This is a genomic window from Pseudomonas sp. MAG733B, from assembly GCF_036884845.1.
Classification (GTDB): domain Bacteria; phylum Pseudomonadota; class Gammaproteobacteria; order Pseudomonadales; family Pseudomonadaceae; genus Aquipseudomonas.
Window position 1 is genome coordinate 5401333 of sequence record NZ_CP145732.1, and the last position, 19439, is coordinate 5420771.

A 19439-nucleotide genomic window follows, 5' to 3' on the forward strand; every position below is an offset into this window, starting at 1 on the left:
GTCACGCACTAATTGCTGATAACATGGCTGCCCGAGCGTAAAACATTAGAGACCGTGATGAGCCAACCCTGGAGCCCTGACAGCTGGCGCGCCTTGCCGATCCAGCAACAACCCCAATATCCCGACACCGCGCATTTGCAGCAGGTCGAGCAAACGCTGGCCAGCTATCCGCCGCTGGTGTTTGCCGGTGAGGCCCGGGAATTGCGCCGTCAGTTTGCCGAAGTGACCCAGGGCCGCGCGTTTCTGTTGCAGGGCGGCGACTGCGCCGAAAGCTTCGCCGAGTTCTCCGCCGCGAAAATCCGCGACACCTTCAAAGTGTTGCTGCAAATGGCGATTGTCATGACCTTCGCGGCCGGTTGCCCGGTGGTCAAGGTCGGGCGCATGGCCGGCCAGTTCGCCAAGCCACGCTCGGCCAACGACGAAACCATCGACGGCGTGACCCTGCCGGCCTACCGTGGCGATATCGTCAACGGCATCGGTTTCGACGAAAAAAGCCGCGTGCCGGACCCGGAACGCTTGCTGCAGTCCTATCACCAATCCACCGCGACTTTGAACCTGTTGCGCGCCTTCGCCCAGGGCGGGTTTGCCGACCTGCATCAAGTGCACAAGTGGAACCTGGATTTCATCGCCAACTCGGCCCTGGCGGAAAAATACAGCCACCTGGCCGACCGCATCGATGAAACCCTGGCCTTCATGCGCGCCTGCGGCATGGACAGCTCTCCACAACTGCGCGAAACCAGTTTCTTCACCGCCCACGAAGCGCTGCTGCTGAACTACGAAGAAGCCTTCGTACGTCGCGACAGCCTGACCAACGATTACTACGATTGCTCGGCGCACATGCTGTGGATCGGCGATCGCACCCGTCAGCTCGACGGCGCCCACGTCGAGTTCCTGCGCGGTGTGAACAACCCGATCGGGGTCAAGGTCGGCCCGAGCATGAACCCTGAAGACCTGATCCGCCTGATCGACGTGCTCAACCCGGACAACGATCCCGGCCGCCTGAACCTGATTGCGCGGATGGGCGCGAACAAGGTTGGCGATCATTTGCCGCAGTTGATTCGCGCGGTGCAGCGTGAAGGCAAGCAAGTGCTGTGGAGTTCCGACCCGATGCACGGCAACACTATCAAGGCCAGCAGCGGCTACAAGACCCGTGACTTTGCGCAGATTCTTGGTGAGGTGAAACAGTTCTTCCAGGTGCACGAGGCAGAAGGCTCGTATGCCGGTGGTATCCATATCGAAATGACCGGGCAGAACGTCACCGAGTGCATTGGTGGTGCGCGGCCGATTACCGAAGATGGGCTGTCGGATCGTTATCACACCCATTGCGACCCGCGGATGAATGCCGATCAGTCGCTGGAATTGGCGTTTTTGATTGCTGAGACCTTGAAGCAGGTTCGGCGCTAAATCGCGTCGTTGCTATCGCTAGCAGGCTAGCTCCCACAGGGGTTTTGTGTACGCACAGATCCAGTGTGGGAGCCAGCCTGCTGGCGATGAGGCCAGCTCAATCACCCTCAATCTGTGCCAATGCCACCCGCAACCGATCCGCACTCGCCCGCGGGCAGTTCAACTGAACCTGCCCCAACCCCAGCCAATCCGCCATCCGCCGCAGATTCGCCGCCAACGCCAGCATCCCCTCGTCATCCAGCCCCGTCTCTTCCTCATGCACCGCATGCACCGCCAGCCGACCCGCCGCCCGCTCGGCGCGCAGATCGACACGTGCGGCAATCCGTTCGTGGTGCAAAAACGGCAGCACGTAATAGCCGTAGATCCGTTTGTCCTGCGGCGTGTAAATCTCCAGCCGGTAACGAAAGTCGAACAGTCGCTCGGTGCGGCTGCGCTCCCAGATCAGCGAATCGAACGGTGACAGCAACGCGCTGGCCTCGACCTTGCGCAGCACTTTCGGCTCGGGCAGGCAATAGGCGGGTTGTTTCCAGCCCTGAACGTCGCAAATGACCAATTCGCCCGCCTCAACCAGTTCCGCCAGACGCGGACGACTGTCCGAAGGGTTCAATCGGAAATAGTCGCGCAAGTCCTTCTCGGTGCCCACGCCCAAAGCCGTCGCGGCATGCAGTAGCAATCCTCGCTGGGCCTCGGCTTCACTGATCAACGGCTGCGCCAGAATCGCCGAAGGGATCACCCGTTCCGGCAAATCATAGAGCCGCTCGAACCCGCGCCGCCCGGCCACCGTCACTTCCCCGGCGGCGAACAACCATTCCAACGCATGTTTTTCCGCACTCCAGTCCCACCATGGTCCGGCCCGTTCCTGACGGGTCGACAGGCTTCCGGCGCCCAGCGCGCCCTGCTCCTCAACCGCAGCCAGCACCCGGCGAATCGTGTCCTGCTGCTCACGACCAAATCGTGCAAGTTGTTGATAGATGTCTTCGCCACGGGTTGCGCGTTGCATCCGCCAGCGCATCAGCGGGTACATCGACAGGGGTAACAACGAAGCTTCGTGGCCCCAGTATTCAAACAACGTGCGACGACGCCCCGAACTCCAGGCAGCCTGGTCGAGCAAGTCAGAAGAATAGGAACCCAGACGGGAAAACAGCGGGAGGTAGTGCGAGCGCACCACAGCGTTGACGGAATCGATTTGCAGGATACCCAGCCGCTCGATCAGACGGTTGAGCCCGGAAGCCTTGATCGTCGCTGGCGACTGGCGCCCGTTGAACCCTTGGGCGGCCAGTGCCAGACGCCGAGCCTGTTTGAGGGTAAAGGACAACGTTGCGGGCATGAGCATCTCCTTGTCTGCTCGCAACCTACCTCACCGGTAAGTGGTTTGTGTAGCGTCGCAATCATCATTTATGCATCGGATCGTTCCAGAACGGCTTGATCGACTCGTGCTCGACGTCCGCCCGACTCATGCCGATGTCCTTCAGTGCTTCATCGCTCAGGCTTGCCAGCAGTTCGCGCTCGCGATGCAACTCGTACCAGCGGCTGATCTTGTGCAGCAGATCGGAAATCAGGTGGACCGAATGGTGTTCTGCGCCTTGGAACTCATGTTGACCTTTCATCTTGTTGCCCTCCGTTTGGATGGCTCCAATATCGCGCCGGGTCTAAGATCAATCCAACAAATGTTTCTGATGGCAACCATCTCGGAGATTGATGTATGTCGAGCTACCCGACGATCGATACCGAAGTGCTGCGCACCTTTGTCGCGATTGCCGACCAGGGTGGCTTTACCCGCGCCGGGGAATTGGTGCATCGCACCCAGTCGGCCGTCAGCATGCAGATGAAACGGCTGGAAGAAGATGTGTTGCAGCGTCAGTTGTTCCAGCGTGACGGACGGCAAGTGCGGCTCACCGCCGAGGGCCAGGTGCTGCTGGGTTATGCGCGGCGCATCCTCAAGTTGCACAGCGAAGTGTTCAACACTCTGCGCGAACCGGACATGATCGGCACGGTGCGCATCGGTACGCCGGACGATTACGTGATGCGTTTTCTGCCGGGAATTCTGCGACGGTTTGCCCAGTCCTATCCGCTGATCCAGATCGAAGTGCATTGCGAATCATCAAAACAATTGTTGATGCGTCAGGATCTGGACCTGTCCATCGTCACCCGCGAGCCGGGCAGCGAAATCGGCCAGTTGTTGCGCAAGGAGCGTTTCGTCTGGGCCGAAGCGCAATGCTACAGCGCTCATGAACAAACGCCGCTGCCGCTGGCGATGTTCAACAGTGATTGCTTCTGCCGCTTGTGGGCCTGCAACGCCCTCGATGCTCAGGGCCGCGATTACCGCGTGGCGTACAACAGCGACAGCCTGTCGGCGATCATGGCGGTGGTCAGCGCAGGCCTGGCGGTTACCGCGCAACTGGAAAGCCTGATCACCCCGGACATGCGCATCCTTGGTGAAGCCGAAGATCTGCCGCTGCTACCGGAAGCCAGCATCATGCTCGTGCGCAACCTGCACAACCCGTCGCCGATTACCGAATGCCTGGCCGAACACATCATCGACGGCTTCAAACTTTAAAGGCGAGCATCACCGCAGAGAGCACCAGAAAACCGCAGAACAGCGCGCGCAGCACGCGTTCCGGCATGGCGTGAGCTATCTTCACGCCCCAACTGATGCTCATCAGGCCGCCAACCGCCAGCGGCACGCCAATCATCCAGTTCACCTGATGATGTACGGCATAAGTGACCAACGTGACGCCGGTGCTCGGTAGTGCGAGCGCCAGCGACAAGCCTTGGGCGACCACTTGGGTGGTGCCGAACAGGCTGGTCAACACCGGCGTCGCCACCACCGCCCCGCCCACACCAAACAATCCGCCCATGGTGCCGGACGCCGCTCCGAGTACACCCAGCCAAGGCCACGAGTAATTCATCTGCGAAGAAGCCGGTGCACTGGCGAAGAACATGCGCACCAGGTTGTAGGCCGATAGCGCGATAAGGAACGCGACAAACCCCATACGCATGGTTTGCGCGTCGATGCCCACCGCCCAGATCGAACCGATCCAGGCGAAGCAGAAACCCATGGAGGCCAGCGGCAGCGCGTGGCGCAACTCGATCTTGTTGCGCTGGTGATAGCGCCACAGCGCCAACATCACGTTCGGCACTACCATCACCAGCGCCGTGCCTTGGGCAATCTGCTGGTCAAGGCCACACAACACGCCCAGCAGCGGAATGGCGATCAGGCCGCCGCCGATGCCGAAAATTCCACCGAGCGTGCCCAACGCAGCGCCGAAGACCAGATACATCAAAAACTCAATCACAGTGATTTCCTCTCAAATCGAGCCGTTTATCCTACGCAGTTGGTTATGGCCCGGAAACGCATAGCAACGCACAATGGCTTTGCCTAACTCGCATAAGCGCAGAACCGCCATGAACCCGAATCAACTCACCGAACAACTGGGCCTGTTTCTCGACGTGCTGGAAACCGGCAGCTTTTCCGCCGCGTCACGTCGTCATCCACTGACCCCCTCAGCGGTAGCCCGGCGTATCGATAGCCTGGAAAGCGCGGTCGGCAGTCAGTTGTTCATTCGCAGTACGCACGCGGTACGCGCTACGCCGGCGGGACTGGCGTTTGCCGAGCGCGCGCGGCGCATCGTCGCGGAATTGCGTTTGGCCCGTGCCGAGGCGGTGTCGCTGAGCAGCGCGCCGGAAGGCCTGATTCGAATCGATGCTCCGGCCGCATTTGGCCGGCGGCATCTCGCCCCGGTGATTGCCGATTTTCTGATGCTCTATCCCGGCCTCGACGTGCAGCTACATCTGATCGACAGTTTCGTCGACATGCAGGGCTTGAACCTTGGCAAGGTCGATCTGGTGCTGCGCGCCGGGCAAATGGCCGACACCCGTTTGGTCGCTACACCGCTGGCGAGCATAGTGCGCATCGCCTGCGCCAGCCCGGACTACTTGCAGCGCCGTGGCGTACCAACCGACCCGGCGCAGCTGACTGAACACGACGGCCTCGACTGGGACGGCCTGGCCCCGCCCTTTGCCTGGCGCTTCGAACGGGACGGCCAGATGCAGTTGTATCGCCCATCGCGGGTGCGCATGAGTGCCAACAATGCCGAAGCGCTGGTCTGCGGCGCACTGGCCGGTTTGGGCATTGCGCACTTGCCGACGTGGCTGGCCAGCGAGTACCTGTTGCGCGGTGAACTGGTGCCGCTGTTCTGCGAAAACGGCCTACCCAAGCCGGAGAGCGCCGGCATCTATGCCTTGCGCCTGCAGCAGCAACCCAATTCCCGCAGTCGGCTGCTGCTGGAATACCTGAAAACGCGCTTCAGCCCCATTCCACAGTGGGATCTGGTACTGCAAACCCAACTGCACCACCACTAGTCCAGAATTATCTGGCGCATTAAAGATTTGCCCGCTAGATTCATGACGATCACTGATCGAAGGCTTCGAAATGACCACCGAGCGCAACACCCCGGACAACTGCGACGACCTGCTGCTGGACAACCAGGCCTGCTTCGCCCTGCACTCCACTTCGCTGATGATGACCAAGGTCTACAAACCCTTGTTGCAGGCGTTGGGCCTGACGTATCCGCAATACCTGGCGATGATGGTGCTGTGGGAACAGGACGGTTTGACCGTAGGCGAAATCAGCGCTCGCCTGCTGACCGATCCCGGCTCGCTCACGCCGCTGCTCAAACGCCTGGAAGTCGAAGGTGTGCTCAGCCGCACCCGCAGCCGTGAGGACGAGCGCGTGGTGATCATCGAACTCACCGAAAAAGGTCGCGCCTTGCGCGACAAGGCCCGAGGCATTCCCCAGTGCATCCTCGGCGCCAGCGGCATGACCCTGGAGCGATTGCAGAAGCTGCAAGCAGAGCTGCAAGAGCTGCGTCGTCACCTGCAAGACAGCCTCTAACTCTCCTGCCAGCACAAATCCCCTGTAGGAGTGAGCCTGCTCGCGATGCCGGTATCACATTCAGCCTGTGTGTTGACTGACACGCCGCCATCGCGAGCAGGCTCACTCCTACAGTTGTTCTGTGTTGAAGCGAAAAACCAGGTTCGCTCCCTCCCCCCGAAAAATTCCTGCTGAAAAAATCCCTCCTCGATAGCTCTAACTCAACGCTTCCAAGCGAAGGCATTCACCGCCCACTTACTTTTTTTCAATTTCTCGCAAAAATTTATCTTGCGCACCAAACATTGGCGCGTTACATTCACCTCGCACTTACTTAGCGCGCAAACATTTAGCGCAAAACAACCAAGCCCGAACGAGGATTTCACCATGCAAACTCTCTACACCGCAGTTGCAACTTCCACCGGTGGCCGTGACGGTCGTGCGATTTCCAGTGACAACATTCTCGACGTCAAACTCGCTACCCCAAAAGAACTCGGCGGTGCTGGCGGTGCGGCAACCAACCCTGAACAACTGTTCGCCGCAGGCTACTCGGCCTGCTTCATCGGCGCCCTGAAATTCGTCGCCAGCCAGACCAAGCGCAGCATCCCGAACGACGCGTCGATCACCGCACACGTCGGCATCGGCCAGATCCCTGGCGGTTTCGGTCTGGACATCGACCTGCACATCAACCTGCCGGGTCTTGAACAAGCCGATGCACAAACCCTGGTCGACGCTGCCCACCAGGTCTGCCCGTACTCCAACGCCACCCGTGGCAACATCGAAGTGCGCTTGCACGTCACCGTCTAACCACTGATATCCACTCAGGCCCGAACAGGAAATGAACATGAACACTTTCAGCAAAGTCTTGACCGGTACCCTTCTCGCTCTGTCCGTCCACAGTGCATTCGCCGGCGACGTTGAACACAACACCCAGGCATTCCTTGATGTGCTGAATGCCGGCACCGGCAAACCGATGGAGCAGATGACGCCTGCCGATGCCCGCGCCGTACTGGTGGGTGCGCAGGCCGGGGTCAAGCTGACGCTGCCAAAAGCCGATGTCAGCCAGAAGACCATTCAGGTCGACGGCCAACCACTGAGCTTGACCATCGTCCGGCCGGCCGGGGTCAAGGGCGAGTTGCCGGTGTTCATGTTCTTCCACGGTGGTGGCTGGGTATTGGGGGACTTCCCGACCCACGAACGACTGGTTCGTGACCTGGTTGTCGGTTCGGGTGCAGCAGCGGTTTTCGTCAATTACACACCGTCGCCGGAAGCGCATTACCCGGTGGCGATCAACCAGGCTTACGCCGCGACCAAATGGGTGGCCGAGCACGGTAAAGAGATCAACGTCGATGGCAAACGCCTGGCCGTGGCCGGCAACAGCGTCGGCGGCAACATGGCAGCCGTGGTCGCACTGATGGCCAAAGACAAGGGCACACCGGCGATCAAGTTCCAGGTACTGCTGTGGCCGGTGACCGATGCCAACTTCGATACCGGTTCCTACAACCAGTTTGCCGAAGGGCACTTCCTCACCAGAAACATGATGAAGTGGTTCTGGGACAACTACACCACCGATGCCAAACAGCGTAACGAGATCTACGCCTCACCACTGCGGGCAACCCCGGCACAACTCAAAGGCTTGCCACCAGCCCTGGTGCAAACGGCAGGCGCCGACGTACTGCGCGATGAAGGCGAAGCCTACGCCCGCAAACTCGATGAAGCCGGCGTGCCGGTGACCTCGGTTCGCTACAACGGCATGATTCACGACTACGGTTTGCTCAACGTGGTGAGCCAGGTGCCGGCGGTGCGTTCGGCGATGTTGCAGGCTTCGCAAGAGCTCAAGGAACACCTGAAATAACGCTAAAAGCAGAAGATCGCAGCCTCGTTCCACTCGACAGCTCCTACATGGGTTTGGCATTTCCCTGTAGGAGCTGTCGAGTGGAGCGAGGCTGCGATCTTTTGATGTTTCAGGCACAAAAAAGCCCGACTCAATGGTCGGGCTTTTTCATTCCTGAAGCTGTGCTTATTTAGCACGGCCTTTGTAGGAACCGCCTTCGCGGGTATCGATCTCGATCATGTCGCCGATTTCGATGAAGTCAGCAACCGACAGTTCGGTACCGTTCTTCAGCTTGGCAGGCTTCATCACCTTGCCGGAAGTGTCGCCGCGAGCGGAACCTTCGGTGTAGTCAACCTGACGCACGATGGTGGTCGGCAGTTCTACGGAAACCAGACGCTCTTCGAAGAAGATCGCTTCGCAAACATCGGTCATGCCTTCTTCAACGAAAGGCAGAACGGCTTCGATGTCTTCAGCGTTCAGCTCGTACATGGTGTAGTCGGTGGTGTCCATGAACGTGTAGGTGTCGCCGCTGATGAAGGACAGGGTCGCTTCTTTGCGGTCGAGGATTACGTCGTCCAGTTTGTCATCGGCGCTGTAAACGATCTCGGTCTTGTAACCGGTCAGCAGGTTTTTCAGCTTGGTCTTCATGATCGCGCTGTTACGACCCGACTTGGTGAATTCAGCTTTCTGAACCAGCCAAGGATCGTTTTCGAGACGGATCACGGTACCGGGTTTCAGTTCTTTACCAGTTTTCATTGCGAATATCCGAATTTGGATGGGATTTACAAAAATCTAGGCCGCGTATCATATCCAATTTCCATAAAACTGTACCAGCGCCGTGGCAAGATCGGCCTGCAAGGCCTGTTCCAGACACCACGTCTCGGCGTGTTTTTCCAGCTCTGGCCAGTGTTTACGGGTCGATTGCCAGTGGTCGGTCATTTTCTCACCGGCGTTCCACGCCCGCCAAAGACCGCTGATCGCCTCGCTTGCAGGCGCTGAAAGGTCTTTCACATAGAGCGCGAGGAAGGCTTCAAGCTTGTCCAGATGGACGTCCTCTTCCTGCTGATAGATGTGCCAGAGCAGCGGCCGGCCCGCCCATTGGGCACGGACAAAAGAATCTTCACCGCGTACTGCGTTGAAATCACAACTCCACAGCAACAGGTCGTATTGATCCTGTCGGACGAACGGCAGCACTTGCACGGTCAAGGCATCGCGCACATGCAGCGCGCCGGCCTTCAGATCGCTCACGCCGAGCCAGCGCTCGACATCGCCGAGCACCCGCCCTTCCGGGACCAGCAGATGCGTGGGTGAGGAATCACCCGCCAATTCGTCCAGCCAACTGGCCAGCCCGGCATTTTCGTAGGCAAACAGTGAAATCAGCTGCGCACCTGGCGCTCGATCAATCCCCAGGCTTTGCAGGAACGCTCTCTGTGCTTCAGGACTTTGCTGAAACTGTCGACGACGTTCCAGTAAACCGCTTTCACGCAACAAGCCGCCCGTGCCTTTCTGGAACCCTGGAAAGAAGAAGAATTTCTGCACGTGCTTGTACTTGACCGACGGCAGACCGTGGCAGCCGATCACCCAGTCCTCGGCACTCAGGTAATCGAGGTTCATCCACAGCGGCGGTTTTTCCCGTTCGGCCATGGCGTCCATGTAGGCGCTCGGCAACTGACAGGCGAACGCGGCGATCACCACATCCGCGGCTTCAGTCGGCAGCCATTGCGCCGGCCACTGTCGCACCTCGACACCTTGCTGCCATTGCTGCGAAACATGGATGTCGATTTCCGGGCACATGCGCTCGAAAGCACGCAGATCATCGACCCACAAACGCACCGCCAACCCATGCTCGGCCACCAGTTGCCGGGCCAGACGCCAGGTCACGCCGATGTCACCGTAGTTGTCGACCACGGTGCAAAAAATATCCCAGCGCCTGTTTTTTTTCATTTGAGGCATTTCAGGCATTCCAGGTTCCCGTTGGCAAAAGCCGCAATTGTCCGCATAAATTACCCCGCGCAGAAGAGCCGACGACGATTAATCTTCGTGCGACAATCGCCACTCGCCCGCGACCTACCGCCAGGAGGCAGTCATGCCCTACCGTCCCAACCCGCGTCGTCCGTTGCCGATCCAGCTCAACGCCGTGCAACTGACCGGCAGCATCGCCCTCGGTTTGTGGCTGGGGTTCATTGCCATCGCACTGACCTGCTGGCTCGCCTCGCGCCTGTTCTTCAGCGAGCAACTGGCCCCCGTGGCCCAGGCTGTGCAGCAACTGGCCAAGCCGCCGGTGGTACAACAGATGCCGGACATTCCGCCTCAAAGCCCTCTGTTCGAGCAATACGAAGAGAACCTGCGCAAGAACGAGCAGGCGCAACGGCTCGATCAGGCGCGCAGCAGCAACCGCAATCTGTCGAACGCCAAATGCCAGTTCTGGCTGCAACAGGACCAGACGGCACCGAGCGAAAAAAGTCGCGCCAACGTCCAGCAATTCTGCGATTGATCATGAATAAGCAAATCGTCCACCAACTGATTCTCGACAAACTGCGAGTCGACCTCGACATCGCCGAACGGGCCGCGCAGACCGCATACGAAACCGCGACCCACGAAGAAAACATCGCCGAAAACAAGTACGACACGCTGGGTCTGGAAGCGTCGTATCTGGCCGCCGGGCAGGCCAGGCGCGTGGAGGAAATTCGCCAGTCGCTGACGCTTTGCCAGAACCTGGCGCTGCGCCCTTATGACGAGCAGCGTGGCATTGAAGTCGGCGCACTGCTGGGGCTGGAAGACGAAAAGGGTCGCGAACAGTGGCTGTTTCTGGCACCTGATGCGGCGGGTCTGAAAGTCGATCTGGTCGGGCAGATGATTACCGTCATCACCCCGCGCTCACCGCTGGGCAAAAGCCTGCTGGGCAAGTTCGAAGGCGATGAGGTGGAGATTCTGGTGGCAGGCGCTCGGCAACAGTTCGCTGTCACCGAGGTCATCTAGAAAGGATTAATGGACTGGCAGTTCGACGCCGTCGAACAGCTCTTCCAGTTCCTGCTTGTTGTGGCACTGGATGGCTTTGGCCATGACTTCGCGGGTCAGGTGCGGGGCGAACTTCTCGATGAAGTCGCACATGAAACCACGCAGGAACGTACCGCGACGGAAGCCGATCTTGGTCACGCTGGATTCAAACAATTCGCTGGCATCGAGTACCACCAGATCGCTGTCGAGCTTGGTGTCGACGGCCATTTTCGCCACGATACCCACGCCCAGGCCTAGGCGAACATAAGTCTTGATCACGTCGGCGTCGGCGGCGGTGAACACCACTTTCGGCGTCAGGCCGCGATGGCTGAAGGCTTCGTCGAGTTTCGAACGGCCGGTGAAACCGAACACGTAAGTCACGATCGGGTATTCGGCCAGGGCTTCGAGGGTCAGCTTCGACAGCTTGGTCAGCGGGTGACCCTGCGGCACGACCACGCAGCGGTTCCAGCGGTAGCACGGCATCATCACCAGATCACCGAACAGCTCCAGTGCTTCGGTGGCGATGGCGAAATCGACGGTGCCGTCAGCGGCCATTTCGGCGATCTGCATTGGCGAACCCTGGTGCATGTGCAGGGCAACGTCCGGGTACTGCTTGATGAAATTACTGATCACCGGCGGCAACGCATAACGCGCCTGGGTGTGGGTGGTGGCGATCGACAGGGTGCCTTTCTTCTCGTTGGAGAATTCCTGGGCGATCTGCTTGATGCTTTCCACCTTGCGCAGGATCTCGCCAGCGGTGGTGATGATGCGCTCGCCCGCCGGAGTGACGCGGGTCAGGTGCTTGCCGCTACGGGCAAAAACCTCGACGCCCAGTTCGTCTTCCAGCAGGCGGATCTGTTTGCTGATGCCCGGTTGCGATGTGTAAAGGCTTTGGGCTGTAGCGGAAACGTTGAGGTCGTGGTGCGCCACTTCCCAGATGTAGCGCAGTTGTTGAAGCTTCATATGAATCCCTCAAAGCAGATAGACGCCACGGGCATCAGCGACGGTATATAACTATATTAATGGTTTGAAGAATAAATCTAGAACTTTTTTGTCGAAGTGCCACTATTCGTGCTCTAGCGATCCCCTTGGCGACGTCGTTCCACCAACGGCACCAGATAGACCGGGACCCGAGACAACTGCAACACCCGCGCTGCGGTCCGGCCCAAAGGCGTTTCCGCGCCAGCACCATGGCTATGACTACCTACGATCAACAAATCCACGGAGAGTTTCTGCGCCTGGTCGAGAATCACCTGCGACGGATCGCCTTGCAGCACGCGCACCGCCTGAATCCGCTCCAGGTCCAACTCCCCTTCTTCCCCCAGTTCTTCACGAAAACTGTCGAGTACCCGCTGCTCGATATTGGCGATGACCGTGTTCAGTCCCTGACTGTGAAACTCGTTCAACGCCTGCTCATCGAGATAACTCTGCAGCACCGATTCCGCGAACAGCCCCATGGGTTCCACCGCATGCACCACGTACAGGTCGGCATTGAATGTCCGGGCCAATGCCAGGGCATGCTGCATCACTAAAGGTGCGTACAGGCCGAGGTCAGTGGCATAGAGCATCGAGCGAATCATATGACCTCCTCGATTGCCAACATGGCGGAGATTGATTCAGCTTAGCAGTGCCTTGGCGAGTACGACGTCCGGCGCAACACGTTGATCGGCGGGCTTAAACCTTTTGCTCGTTGCTTATGCCATGGGGCACATGACCGGTGGCGACGACTTCCCGGGCCAACTCGCAGTGGCCGGCCTGGTCATCGAAAAACACATCGGCGGCGAAGGCTTCGAGAAACGCTGATTTGGTCAGGCCACCGAGGAACAGCGATTCATCCAGGCGGATGTCCCATTCACGCAAGGTGCGGATCACGCGCTCGTGGGCCGGCGCCGAACGGGCCGTCACCAGCGCCGTGCGGATCGGGCAGGCGTCATCCGGGAACTCGCGCTGCAACAGGTTGAGCGCCGCGAGGAAACCTTTGAACGGCCCGCCACGCAACGGTTCGCGGGCGGCTTCACGTTCGCTGGCCTGAAACGCTTCCAGGCCACCGGATTGATACACGCGCTCCGATTCGTCGGAAAACAGCACCGCATCACCGTCGAAGGCTATGCGCAATTCATCACTGGCGGCGCGGCTGGCACCTCCCGACAGAATGGTCGCTGCGGCAAACCCTGCGTCCAGCGCACTGCGCACGTCTTCGGCGTGGGTCGAAAGAAACAGGTCGCAACCAAAGGCCTTGAGGTACGGATAAGGACTGCGTCCGCCGACGAACGCCGCACGGGAAATCGCCAGCCCGTAGTGATCGATCGAATTGAACACCCGCAGGCCGGTGTCGGCGCTGTTGCGCGAGACCAGGATCACTTCGACCCGGGCGCGTCCCAGGTGGGCATTGAGGTTCAGGAGTTTCTGCACCAGAGGGAAGGCATCGCCGGGTTCCAGGATTTCGTCCTCGTGTTCGATCTGATACTGCCGATAGGCCTCGACGCCGCTCGACAGGTAGACCTTATGACTTTCGCTCAGATCGAACAGAGCGCGCGAGGAAATCGCCAGTACCAGTTTGTCGTCGATGTTCTTCGCCATGCCATTCCCCCTCAAGTGAATCTACTTACCGGTTACGTCGATCGATAAAACCCAGGCTGCGATACAAAGCCTCGATACGCGGCAACTCGCACCCTGCCGCTTTCGCGGCCGCCAGCGGACGGGCATAGATGGCGTCCAGTTCCAGCGGCCGTTTGTGCAGGTAATCGTGGTACATGCTCGGCCAATAGTCGGGCATTTTTTCGGTCACCATAAACAAGTGGTCGGCATAACCGGGCGGAACGTCGTGCCCGCAAGCGATGGCACCCTGGACCACTTCGGCCATCAACGCCTTGATCAGCTCGCGGCTGTCGGCATCGGCCATCAGCGGTGTGGTGCTCGCCCCCAGCAACACCGACAGACCGTTGTAGGGAATATTCCAGACCAGTTTTTGCCAGCGTGCCTGATGCAGGTTTGCCATGGCTTGAGAGTCGATGCCCGCAGCGCGGAACAGTCCGACGCCCTCCTCGACAATCGCAGTGCGCGTCGCGTCATCCGCTGCAGAACCGCTGTGGTAGCCGACATGCACTGCGCCGAGCGCCTGATGGGTGATCACGCCAGGCCCTTCGCGATGAACGCAGATATAGCAGAGCCCGCCGAGCACATGCAGCGAATCGGGAAGCAACTCGCGCAGGCTGTCCTCGACGTCCAGGCCGTTTTGCAACAGCAGCACTTTGGCATTCGGCGCGGCGGCTTTCAGGATGGCCGGGGCCAGATCCGCGTTGCTGGTGGTTTTCGCGCCCACCAGCAGCCAGTCACAGGGCGGCATGTCTTCGGCATTCGAATACGCCTGGACCGGGTTCAGCGTCAACGCACCATGCGGCGCACTGTCGACTTGCAGCCCGCGTTCGGCCACGGCAGAAAATTCGCTGCGCAACAGAAAATGCACATCGAAACCCGCACGCGCCAACATCACCCCGTAGAACCCGCCGATTGCACCGGTCCCGATAATCCCGATAGTCGGTTTGGCAACTGCCCCCATCATGGCAACTCCTCTGCTGTTCGACTCAGCGCCTGACGTATCGCCCGATTGAGCTCGGTGCCGGTCAGGCGCGAATGCAATGCCCCGAAGAACTCACCGTCGCGCACCACAAACAGCGCCGGCAAATGAAAGACCTGATAACGCTCGACCACCCCGCCATTGTTCCCCGCATCGATCCAGCACAGTCGATCGACGACCAGATCGAGTGCCGGCAATTGCTCACGGGCGAAACGGCAACTGGAACAGCCGACACTGGTGAAAATAACCAGTGACACACCATTCATCGTCAGCAGCCGTTGGTCGGCGTCGAAATCGGTCAGTTCCAATTCGACCACTATACTGGGGGAAACAATGTCAGATGGCCGACACATGGAGTCCGTGTTCATGGGACGATTTATTCCTCATCCTGACGATGTGCCTGTGGAATTAACGCTGCTCAAACCTGAGTGTATTTCGCGGCGCCAGCTGCACACTATCAGCCTCGGGGGCATGGCTTGCAATTATCACCGCGCATGGCGCCACGGCACGGCGCTGGAAGTGCGCATGCCGACGCTGAACCCCGACATGCGCTTTCTGGGCTATGTGGCCTGGTGCCTGCGACGAAAACGCGGCTATCTGGTGGGCATTGCCTTCGTCGACGAGCAGACGCTGTTCAGTGCCCGGATGGGCGAGCAGGTGTGCCAGATCGAGCGTTATTGCCGCCAGCACGACGCCCATAATGATCTGCAGGAAGTTCAGGCGCTGGCCCTTGAATGGGTTCAGGAGCACGCCGACGAGTTCTCCCACGAAACGGTTCGCAAGGCATTTGCCCAGCCTGTGGTGGATTAAACAGCGGCCAGCCCATTGTCTAGCCACGGTGTAACGCGCTAAGGTTCGGCTCCCCGACGCGCTTAATTTGCTGTGCTCCGCCGCGCGGGTTCGCTGGCGGCCGGCACCCGTGACCTGACGAGTAAACGATGGCTGATTTACCGATCAACGACCTAAACGTCGCCTCCAATGAGACGCTGATCACTCCCGACCAGCTCAAGCGTGACATCCCCCTGAGCGACGCTGCCCTGCGCACCGTCACCAAGGGCCGCGAAGTCATTCGCAACATTCTGGATGGCACCGACCACCGTCTGTTCGTGGTCATCGGGCCTTGCTCGATCCACGACATCAAGGCAGCCCACGAATACGCCGAGCGCCTGAAGGTTCTCGCCGCGGAAGTGTCCGATACCCTGTATCTGGTCATGCGCGTGTATTTCGAGAAGCCGCGCACCACCGTCGGCTGGAAAGGCTTGATCAACGACCCGTATCTGGACGACTCGTTCAAGATCCAGGACGGTCTGCACATCGGCCGCCAGTTGCTGCTGGACCTGGCCGAAATGGGCCTGCCAACCGCCACCGAAGCCCTCGACCCGATCTCCCCGCAATACTTGCAGGACCTGATCAGCTGGTCGGCCATTGGCGCGCGCACCACCGAATCCCAGACTCACCGTGAAATGGCTTCGGGCCTGTCCTCGGCCGTCGGCTTCAAGAACGGCACCGACGGCGGCCTGACCGTGGCGATCAACGCCCTGCAATCGGTTTCCAGCCCGCACCGCTTCCTGGGGATCAACCAGGAAGGTGGCGTGTCGATCGTGACCACCAAGGGCAACGCCTACGGTCACGTCGTACTGCGCGGCGGCAACGGCAAGCCGAACTACGATTCGGTCAGCGTCGCCCTGTGCGAGCAGGCGCTGAACAAGGCCAAGATCAAGCCGAACATCATGGTCGATTGCAGCCACGCCAACTCCAACAAGGACCCGGCCCTGCAACCGCTGGTGATGGAGAACGTCGCCAACCAGATCCTCGAAGGCAACCAGTCAATCATCGGCCTGATGGTCGAGAGCCACCTGAACTGGGGCTGCCAGGCCATCCCGAAAGACCTCGCCGACCTGCAATACGGCGTGTCGATCACCGATGCCTGCATCGACTGGACCGCGACCGAAAACACCTTGCGCAGCATGCATGCCAAGCTCAAGGACGTACTGCCGAAACGCGATCGCACCTGATCGCTGTTTATTGCAGAAAAAAAAACGCCGGGCTGAGCCCGGCGTTTTTTTATGTGTTCGTTTTGCTGAATGTCACTGGCTCAGCTTGGCCGCATGCCGCTGGTGACGCTCCATGTAGCGCTCGACGTAGGAGCACGATGGAATGACGGTGTAGCCCATTTCCTCGGCGTATTGCAGCGCCTGCTCGGTCAACGCCGCGGCAATGCCACGACCGCGCAAGGCGTTAGGCACAAACGTGCGATAGATATCCAGGGTCTGTTTCCCCAGATCCATATAAGTCAGGTAGGCACGATGACCGTCCACATTGGTCTCGAACTGATGACCAGCCTGGTCATGGTGGATGGACAACGCCTCGCTCATCACTACTCCTCGCGGGTCTTGAATTCCGACCCCTACCTTACCGATGTTTTTCCGGCGAAGGAACATCTACGCCACCCCGTGCCTGAATGGACACCGAGAAGAGCTACACCGATCTCGCGCAACCGAGCACGTACAAATAGTAGCCACCATTGACCGAAATGCTCAAGGTGCGCTCGTCATCGTGCAGGTTGGAAGGTGCTGCTCCGGGATACGCAGGAACGGCTCGACCGGAGGTTTTCCAAGGTCGATAGCCTGAACATTGCCGGATGTTGAGACTTAAGACGAGCGCCCGTAGTTAAAGTCACCTGAACATGGAGAAAGATATTGAGAGGCGTCGCGCAAAATCCGAACAAAAGTGTAGACGAATCCATCTAGCCAGACTTTATCCAAGACCGCAAAAAGAGCTGTTGGCATAGGGAACTTTTCTTATCCGGCTCGCTCATCTCGGGCCTCCCAGCTGGATATTTTTTAAACAGTGCAGTTAAAAGTTGCTCGAAAAAGAATCAACGCCTACAATTTTTTTTGCTTCTTGCTTCACGTCAGTTTTACTTACTACAAGTTATGGGTAGTATGTACGCCGGCTATTTCCTCACTCTGAGGAGACAGCTACTTAATAGAAAGTCCTTGAAGGGGAACACGATGAACAACGTTCTGAAATTCTCTGCTCTGGCTCTGGCCGCAGTTCTGGCTACCGGTTGCAGCAGCGCATCGAAAGAAACCGAAGCACGTCTGACCGCTACTGAAGACGCAGCTGCTCGCTCCCAGGCTCGTGCAGACGAAGCTTACCGTAAAGCTGATGAAGCTCTGGCTGCTGCTCAAAAAGCACAACAGACTGCTGACGAAGCTAACGAGCGTGCTCTGCGCATGCTGGAAAAAGCTAGCCGCAAGTAATAGTCCTTCGGGATTGTTATCAAGCCGACCCATTTTTGGGTCGGCTTTTTTATTGCCCGGCATTTGTCGCAGGCAATAAAAAACCCGCCGACGCGGCCTGCGTCGGCGGGTTCGGTTCAAACGTTACTGCAGCGGGTCGAGGGGCGCACTGGTCACCATTGGCGCAGCACCGCTCGGTACGCCGATTTCCACCGGCAGGCCGTCTTCGGCCGCAACCACATCGCGCACCACATCCCAGTTCATGCGCAGGTTGTTGGTGATGTCTTCACGCTTGAGCATCGCGTTGATCACGGCAGTGTGCTTGTCGACCACCGACGGGTTGCCCTTGTCGTCCAGCGGCGTATGCGCTTCCAGGTAAACCTTGCCGCCACTCACGCCGAACTTGTACGAGTCGTTGAGAATGCGTACGGATGTCCCGACTGGCACCATGCCGGCCATTTCCAGCACGTTGTTGTTGAACATGCGGAAGCAACCGTGGCTGGTGCGCATGCCGATACCGAACTTCTTGTTCGAACCGTGGATCAGGTAGCCCGGTGTGCCCAGAGTGAATTTGAACGGCCCCAGCGGGTTGTCTGGGCCTGCCGGCACCACGTTGGGCAGCGGATCACCGTCAGCGGCGTGCTCGGCCTTGATCGACGCTGGAGGCGTCCAGGTCGGGTTCGGCGTCTTGGCGATGATGCTGGTGTGGGCAATCGGCGAGCCCCAGCCTTCACGACCGATACCCAGCGGGAAGGTGTAGACCACGTTCCGGCCTTTCGGGAAGTAGTAGAGGCGGTATTCGGCCAGGTTGATGACGATGCCTTCACGCGGGCCCGGCGGCAGGATGAAACGGGTCGGCAACACGATCTCGGTGCCGGCACCCGGCAACCACGGATCGACGCCCGGGTTGGCCGCGACCATCTCCGTGTAGCCCAGGTCGTAGGTGGTGCCAAGGTCAGCGAAGGTATCTTCGTACTTGGCCTTGATCACTTGCACCTGGCCGACGATGTCTTCCCCAGGCGGTGGTAGTGGCAGCTCCAAAGCTGCAACGGGACCCGCCACGCAGAAGGCGGCAAGAGTCAGGCAGCGGGTGACGGCAGGAAAGCGCGGCAACATCCGGAAAATCCTTCGCATGATCAACAGAGGGTATAAGAACGCGATTGTACACCGCTGTCTGTTATTTCGGGGAGGTCGCCGCGAGTGCAGGCGATGCAAGGCGTTTTATGCGTGGGGTACATACCTATCCCCCCGTAGCCCCTGGCGCAGCTGTCGAGCGGAGCGAGGCTGCGAGCTTTTGATCTGGTACATACGCAAAATCAGCTTGGATGTCAGGCCGTCATCGCCAGCAGGCTGGCTCCCACAGAAGAGCAAATAGGCGTACTCCTCAGCTCTTCACCACTCAACAGGCCGAGCGTTAGCTCGCCTGCCGCTCTTGATCTTGATCCACCCGCCCCATCGGAAGGCTGAGTGGAGGCGTTTATCCGGGGAGTGGCGCGCAGCGCCGTTCGACGC

Annotated in this window: 23 protein-coding genes; 11 read left to right on the forward strand and 12 right to left on the reverse strand. The window is 59.2% G+C overall.

The window, feature by feature from the left end; genetic code table 11:
* Positions 1 to 57 precede the first annotated feature (57 nt).
* Positions 58 to 1404: a 3-deoxy-7-phosphoheptulonate synthase class II gene (locus V6Z53_RS24570; RefSeq protein WP_338582251.1), complete on the forward strand. Its 1347-nt coding sequence runs from the start codon at positions 58 to 60 to the stop codon at positions 1402 to 1404.
* A 97-nt stretch (positions 1405 to 1501) separates the two neighbouring features.
* Here the strand turns inward: V6Z53_RS24570 and V6Z53_RS24575 are convergent, their stop codons facing one another.
* Together V6Z53_RS24575 and V6Z53_RS24580 are read right to left on the reverse strand one after the other, a co-directional pair.
* Positions 1502 to 2731: a winged helix-turn-helix domain-containing protein gene (locus V6Z53_RS24575; RefSeq protein ID WP_338582252.1), complete on the reverse strand. Its 1230-nt coding sequence runs from the start codon at positions 2729 to 2731 to the stop codon at positions 1502 to 1504.
* 64 nt (positions 2732 to 2795) lie between these two features.
* Complete coding sequence (locus V6Z53_RS24580; protein WP_150703788.1) at positions 2796 to 3011, reverse strand: DUF1127 domain-containing protein; 216 nt, start codon at positions 3009 to 3011, stop codon at positions 2796 to 2798.
* Positions 3012 to 3106: 95 nt separating this feature from the next.
* Here V6Z53_RS24580 and V6Z53_RS24585 point away from each other — a divergent pair, with 95 nt between their 5' ends.
* Positions 3107 to 3961 (forward strand): LysR substrate-binding domain-containing protein, encoded by an 855-nt coding sequence (locus V6Z53_RS24585; RefSeq protein ID WP_338582253.1) that lies wholly within the window; start codon positions 3107 to 3109, stop codon positions 3959 to 3961.
* Here V6Z53_RS24585 and V6Z53_RS24590 read toward each other — a convergent pair.
* The gene (locus tag V6Z53_RS24590; RefSeq protein WP_338582254.1) at positions 3951 to 4700 is read right to left on the reverse strand and encodes a sulfite exporter TauE/SafE family protein; all 750 of its coding nucleotides are present in this window, start codon (positions 4698 to 4700) and stop codon (positions 3951 to 3953) included. The genes V6Z53_RS24585 and V6Z53_RS24590 overlap by 11 nt on opposite strands.
* Before the next feature lie 109 nt (positions 4701 to 4809).
* On the opposite strand from V6Z53_RS24590, the gene V6Z53_RS24595 reads away from it, so the two are divergent.
* The 4 genes from V6Z53_RS24595 (at position 4810) to V6Z53_RS24610 (ending at position 8129) form a co-directional block, all read left to right on the forward strand.
* On the forward strand, positions 4810 to 5766 hold the full coding sequence (locus tag V6Z53_RS24595; RefSeq protein WP_338582255.1) for a LysR family transcriptional regulator: 957 nt from the start codon (positions 4810 to 4812) through the stop codon (positions 5764 to 5766).
* 70 nt (positions 5767 to 5836) lie between these two features.
* Positions 5837 to 6298, forward strand: a complete 462-nt coding sequence (locus V6Z53_RS24600) for a MarR family transcriptional regulator (protein ID WP_338582257.1) — start codon at positions 5837 to 5839, stop codon at positions 6296 to 6298.
* A 363-nt stretch (positions 6299 to 6661) separates the two neighbouring features.
* Positions 6662 to 7081 carry an organic hydroperoxide resistance protein gene (locus V6Z53_RS24605; RefSeq protein ID WP_338582258.1) on the forward strand — a complete coding sequence of 140 codons (420 nt, stop codon included), beginning with the start codon at positions 6662 to 6664 and terminating at the stop codon, positions 7079 to 7081.
* Positions 7082 to 7118: 37 nt separating this feature from the next.
* Positions 7119 to 8129 carry an alpha/beta hydrolase gene (locus V6Z53_RS24610; protein WP_338582260.1) on the forward strand — a complete coding sequence of 337 codons (1011 nt, stop codon included), beginning with the start codon at positions 7119 to 7121 and terminating at the stop codon, positions 8127 to 8129.
* Positions 8130 to 8294: 165 nt separating this feature from the next.
* Here V6Z53_RS24610 and V6Z53_RS24615 read toward each other — a convergent pair whose 3' ends face one another.
* Positions 8295 to 8864, reverse strand: a complete 570-nt coding sequence (locus tag V6Z53_RS24615; protein WP_007943632.1) for an elongation factor P — start codon at positions 8862 to 8864, stop codon at positions 8295 to 8297.
* Between the two features lie 48 nt (positions 8865 to 8912).
* On the reverse strand, positions 8913 to 10070 hold the full coding sequence (gene earP / locus V6Z53_RS24620; RefSeq protein WP_338582264.1) for an elongation factor P maturation arginine rhamnosyltransferase EarP: 1158 nt from the start codon (positions 10068 to 10070) through the stop codon (positions 8913 to 8915).
* 124 nt (positions 10071 to 10194) lie between these two features.
* Between earP and V6Z53_RS24625 the strand changes: the two genes are divergently transcribed.
* Together V6Z53_RS24625 and V6Z53_RS24630 are read left to right on the forward strand one after the other, a co-directional pair.
* A complete protein-coding gene (locus V6Z53_RS24625) occupies positions 10195 to 10602 on the forward strand; it encodes a hypothetical protein (RefSeq protein ID WP_338582265.1) in 408 nt (135 codons plus the stop codon).
* Positions 10603 to 10604: 2 nt separating this feature from the next.
* On the forward strand, positions 10605 to 11087 hold the full coding sequence (locus V6Z53_RS24630; protein WP_338582266.1) for a transcription elongation factor GreAB: 483 nt from the start codon (positions 10605 to 10607) through the stop codon (positions 11085 to 11087).
* A 6-nt stretch (positions 11088 to 11093) separates the two neighbouring features.
* Here the strand turns inward: V6Z53_RS24630 and cysB are convergent, their stop codons facing one another.
* The 5 genes from cysB to V6Z53_RS24655 all read right to left on the reverse strand — a co-directional run bounded on the left by cysB (position 11094) and on the right by V6Z53_RS24655 (position 15050).
* Complete coding sequence (gene cysB, locus V6Z53_RS24635) at positions 11094 to 12068, reverse strand: HTH-type transcriptional regulator CysB (protein WP_008049066.1); 975 nt, start codon at positions 12066 to 12068, stop codon at positions 11094 to 11096.
* 113 nt (positions 12069 to 12181) lie between these two features.
* On the reverse strand, positions 12182 to 12685 hold the full coding sequence (locus V6Z53_RS24640) for a universal stress protein (protein ID WP_338582267.1): 504 nt from the start codon (positions 12683 to 12685) through the stop codon (positions 12182 to 12184).
* 94 nt (positions 12686 to 12779) lie between these two features.
* The gene (locus V6Z53_RS24645) at positions 12780 to 13685 is read right to left on the reverse strand and encodes a 5'-nucleotidase (RefSeq protein WP_338582268.1); all 906 of its coding nucleotides are present in this window, start codon (positions 13683 to 13685) and stop codon (positions 12780 to 12782) included.
* A 25-nt stretch (positions 13686 to 13710) separates the two neighbouring features.
* Positions 13711 to 14667 carry a putative 2-dehydropantoate 2-reductase gene (locus tag V6Z53_RS24650; protein WP_338582269.1) on the reverse strand — a complete coding sequence of 319 codons (957 nt, stop codon included), beginning with the start codon at positions 14665 to 14667 and terminating at the stop codon, positions 13711 to 13713.
* Entirely contained in the window at positions 14664 to 15050 is a 387-nt protein-coding gene (locus tag V6Z53_RS24655) for a thioredoxin family protein (RefSeq protein ID WP_338582270.1), read from the reverse strand. Before V6Z53_RS24655 ends, V6Z53_RS24650 begins: the two co-directional genes overlap by 4 nt.
* On the opposite strand from V6Z53_RS24655, the gene V6Z53_RS24660 reads away from it, so the two are divergent.
* Positions 15049 to 15492, forward strand: a complete 444-nt coding sequence (locus V6Z53_RS24660; RefSeq protein ID WP_338582271.1) for a PilZ domain-containing protein — start codon at positions 15049 to 15051, stop codon at positions 15490 to 15492. The genes V6Z53_RS24655 and V6Z53_RS24660 overlap by 2 nt on opposite strands.
* A 128-nt stretch (positions 15493 to 15620) precedes the next feature.
* Positions 15621 to 16697 (forward strand): 3-deoxy-7-phosphoheptulonate synthase, encoded by a 1077-nt coding sequence (locus V6Z53_RS24665; RefSeq protein WP_095196788.1) that lies wholly within the window; start codon positions 15621 to 15623, stop codon positions 16695 to 16697.
* 72 nt (positions 16698 to 16769) lie between these two features.
* Here V6Z53_RS24665 and V6Z53_RS24670 read toward each other — a convergent pair whose 3' ends face one another.
* Positions 16770 to 17057: a GNAT family N-acetyltransferase gene (locus V6Z53_RS24670; RefSeq protein WP_020800382.1), complete on the reverse strand. Its 288-nt coding sequence runs from the start codon at positions 17055 to 17057 to the stop codon at positions 16770 to 16772.
* Positions 17058 to 17696: 639 nt separating this feature from the next.
* On the opposite strand from V6Z53_RS24670, the gene oprI reads away from it, so the two are divergent.
* Positions 17697 to 17948 carry an outer membrane lipoprotei OprI gene (gene oprI, locus V6Z53_RS24675; RefSeq protein WP_003183784.1) on the forward strand — a complete coding sequence of 84 codons (252 nt, stop codon included), beginning with the start codon at positions 17697 to 17699 and terminating at the stop codon, positions 17946 to 17948.
* 123 nt (positions 17949 to 18071) lie between these two features.
* Here the strand turns inward: oprI and V6Z53_RS24680 are convergent, their stop codons facing one another.
* Positions 18072 to 19043 carry a L,D-transpeptidase family protein gene (locus tag V6Z53_RS24680; protein ID WP_338582273.1) on the reverse strand — a complete coding sequence of 324 codons (972 nt, stop codon included), beginning with the start codon at positions 19041 to 19043 and terminating at the stop codon, positions 18072 to 18074.
* Positions 19044 to 19439: the final 396 nt, after the last annotated feature.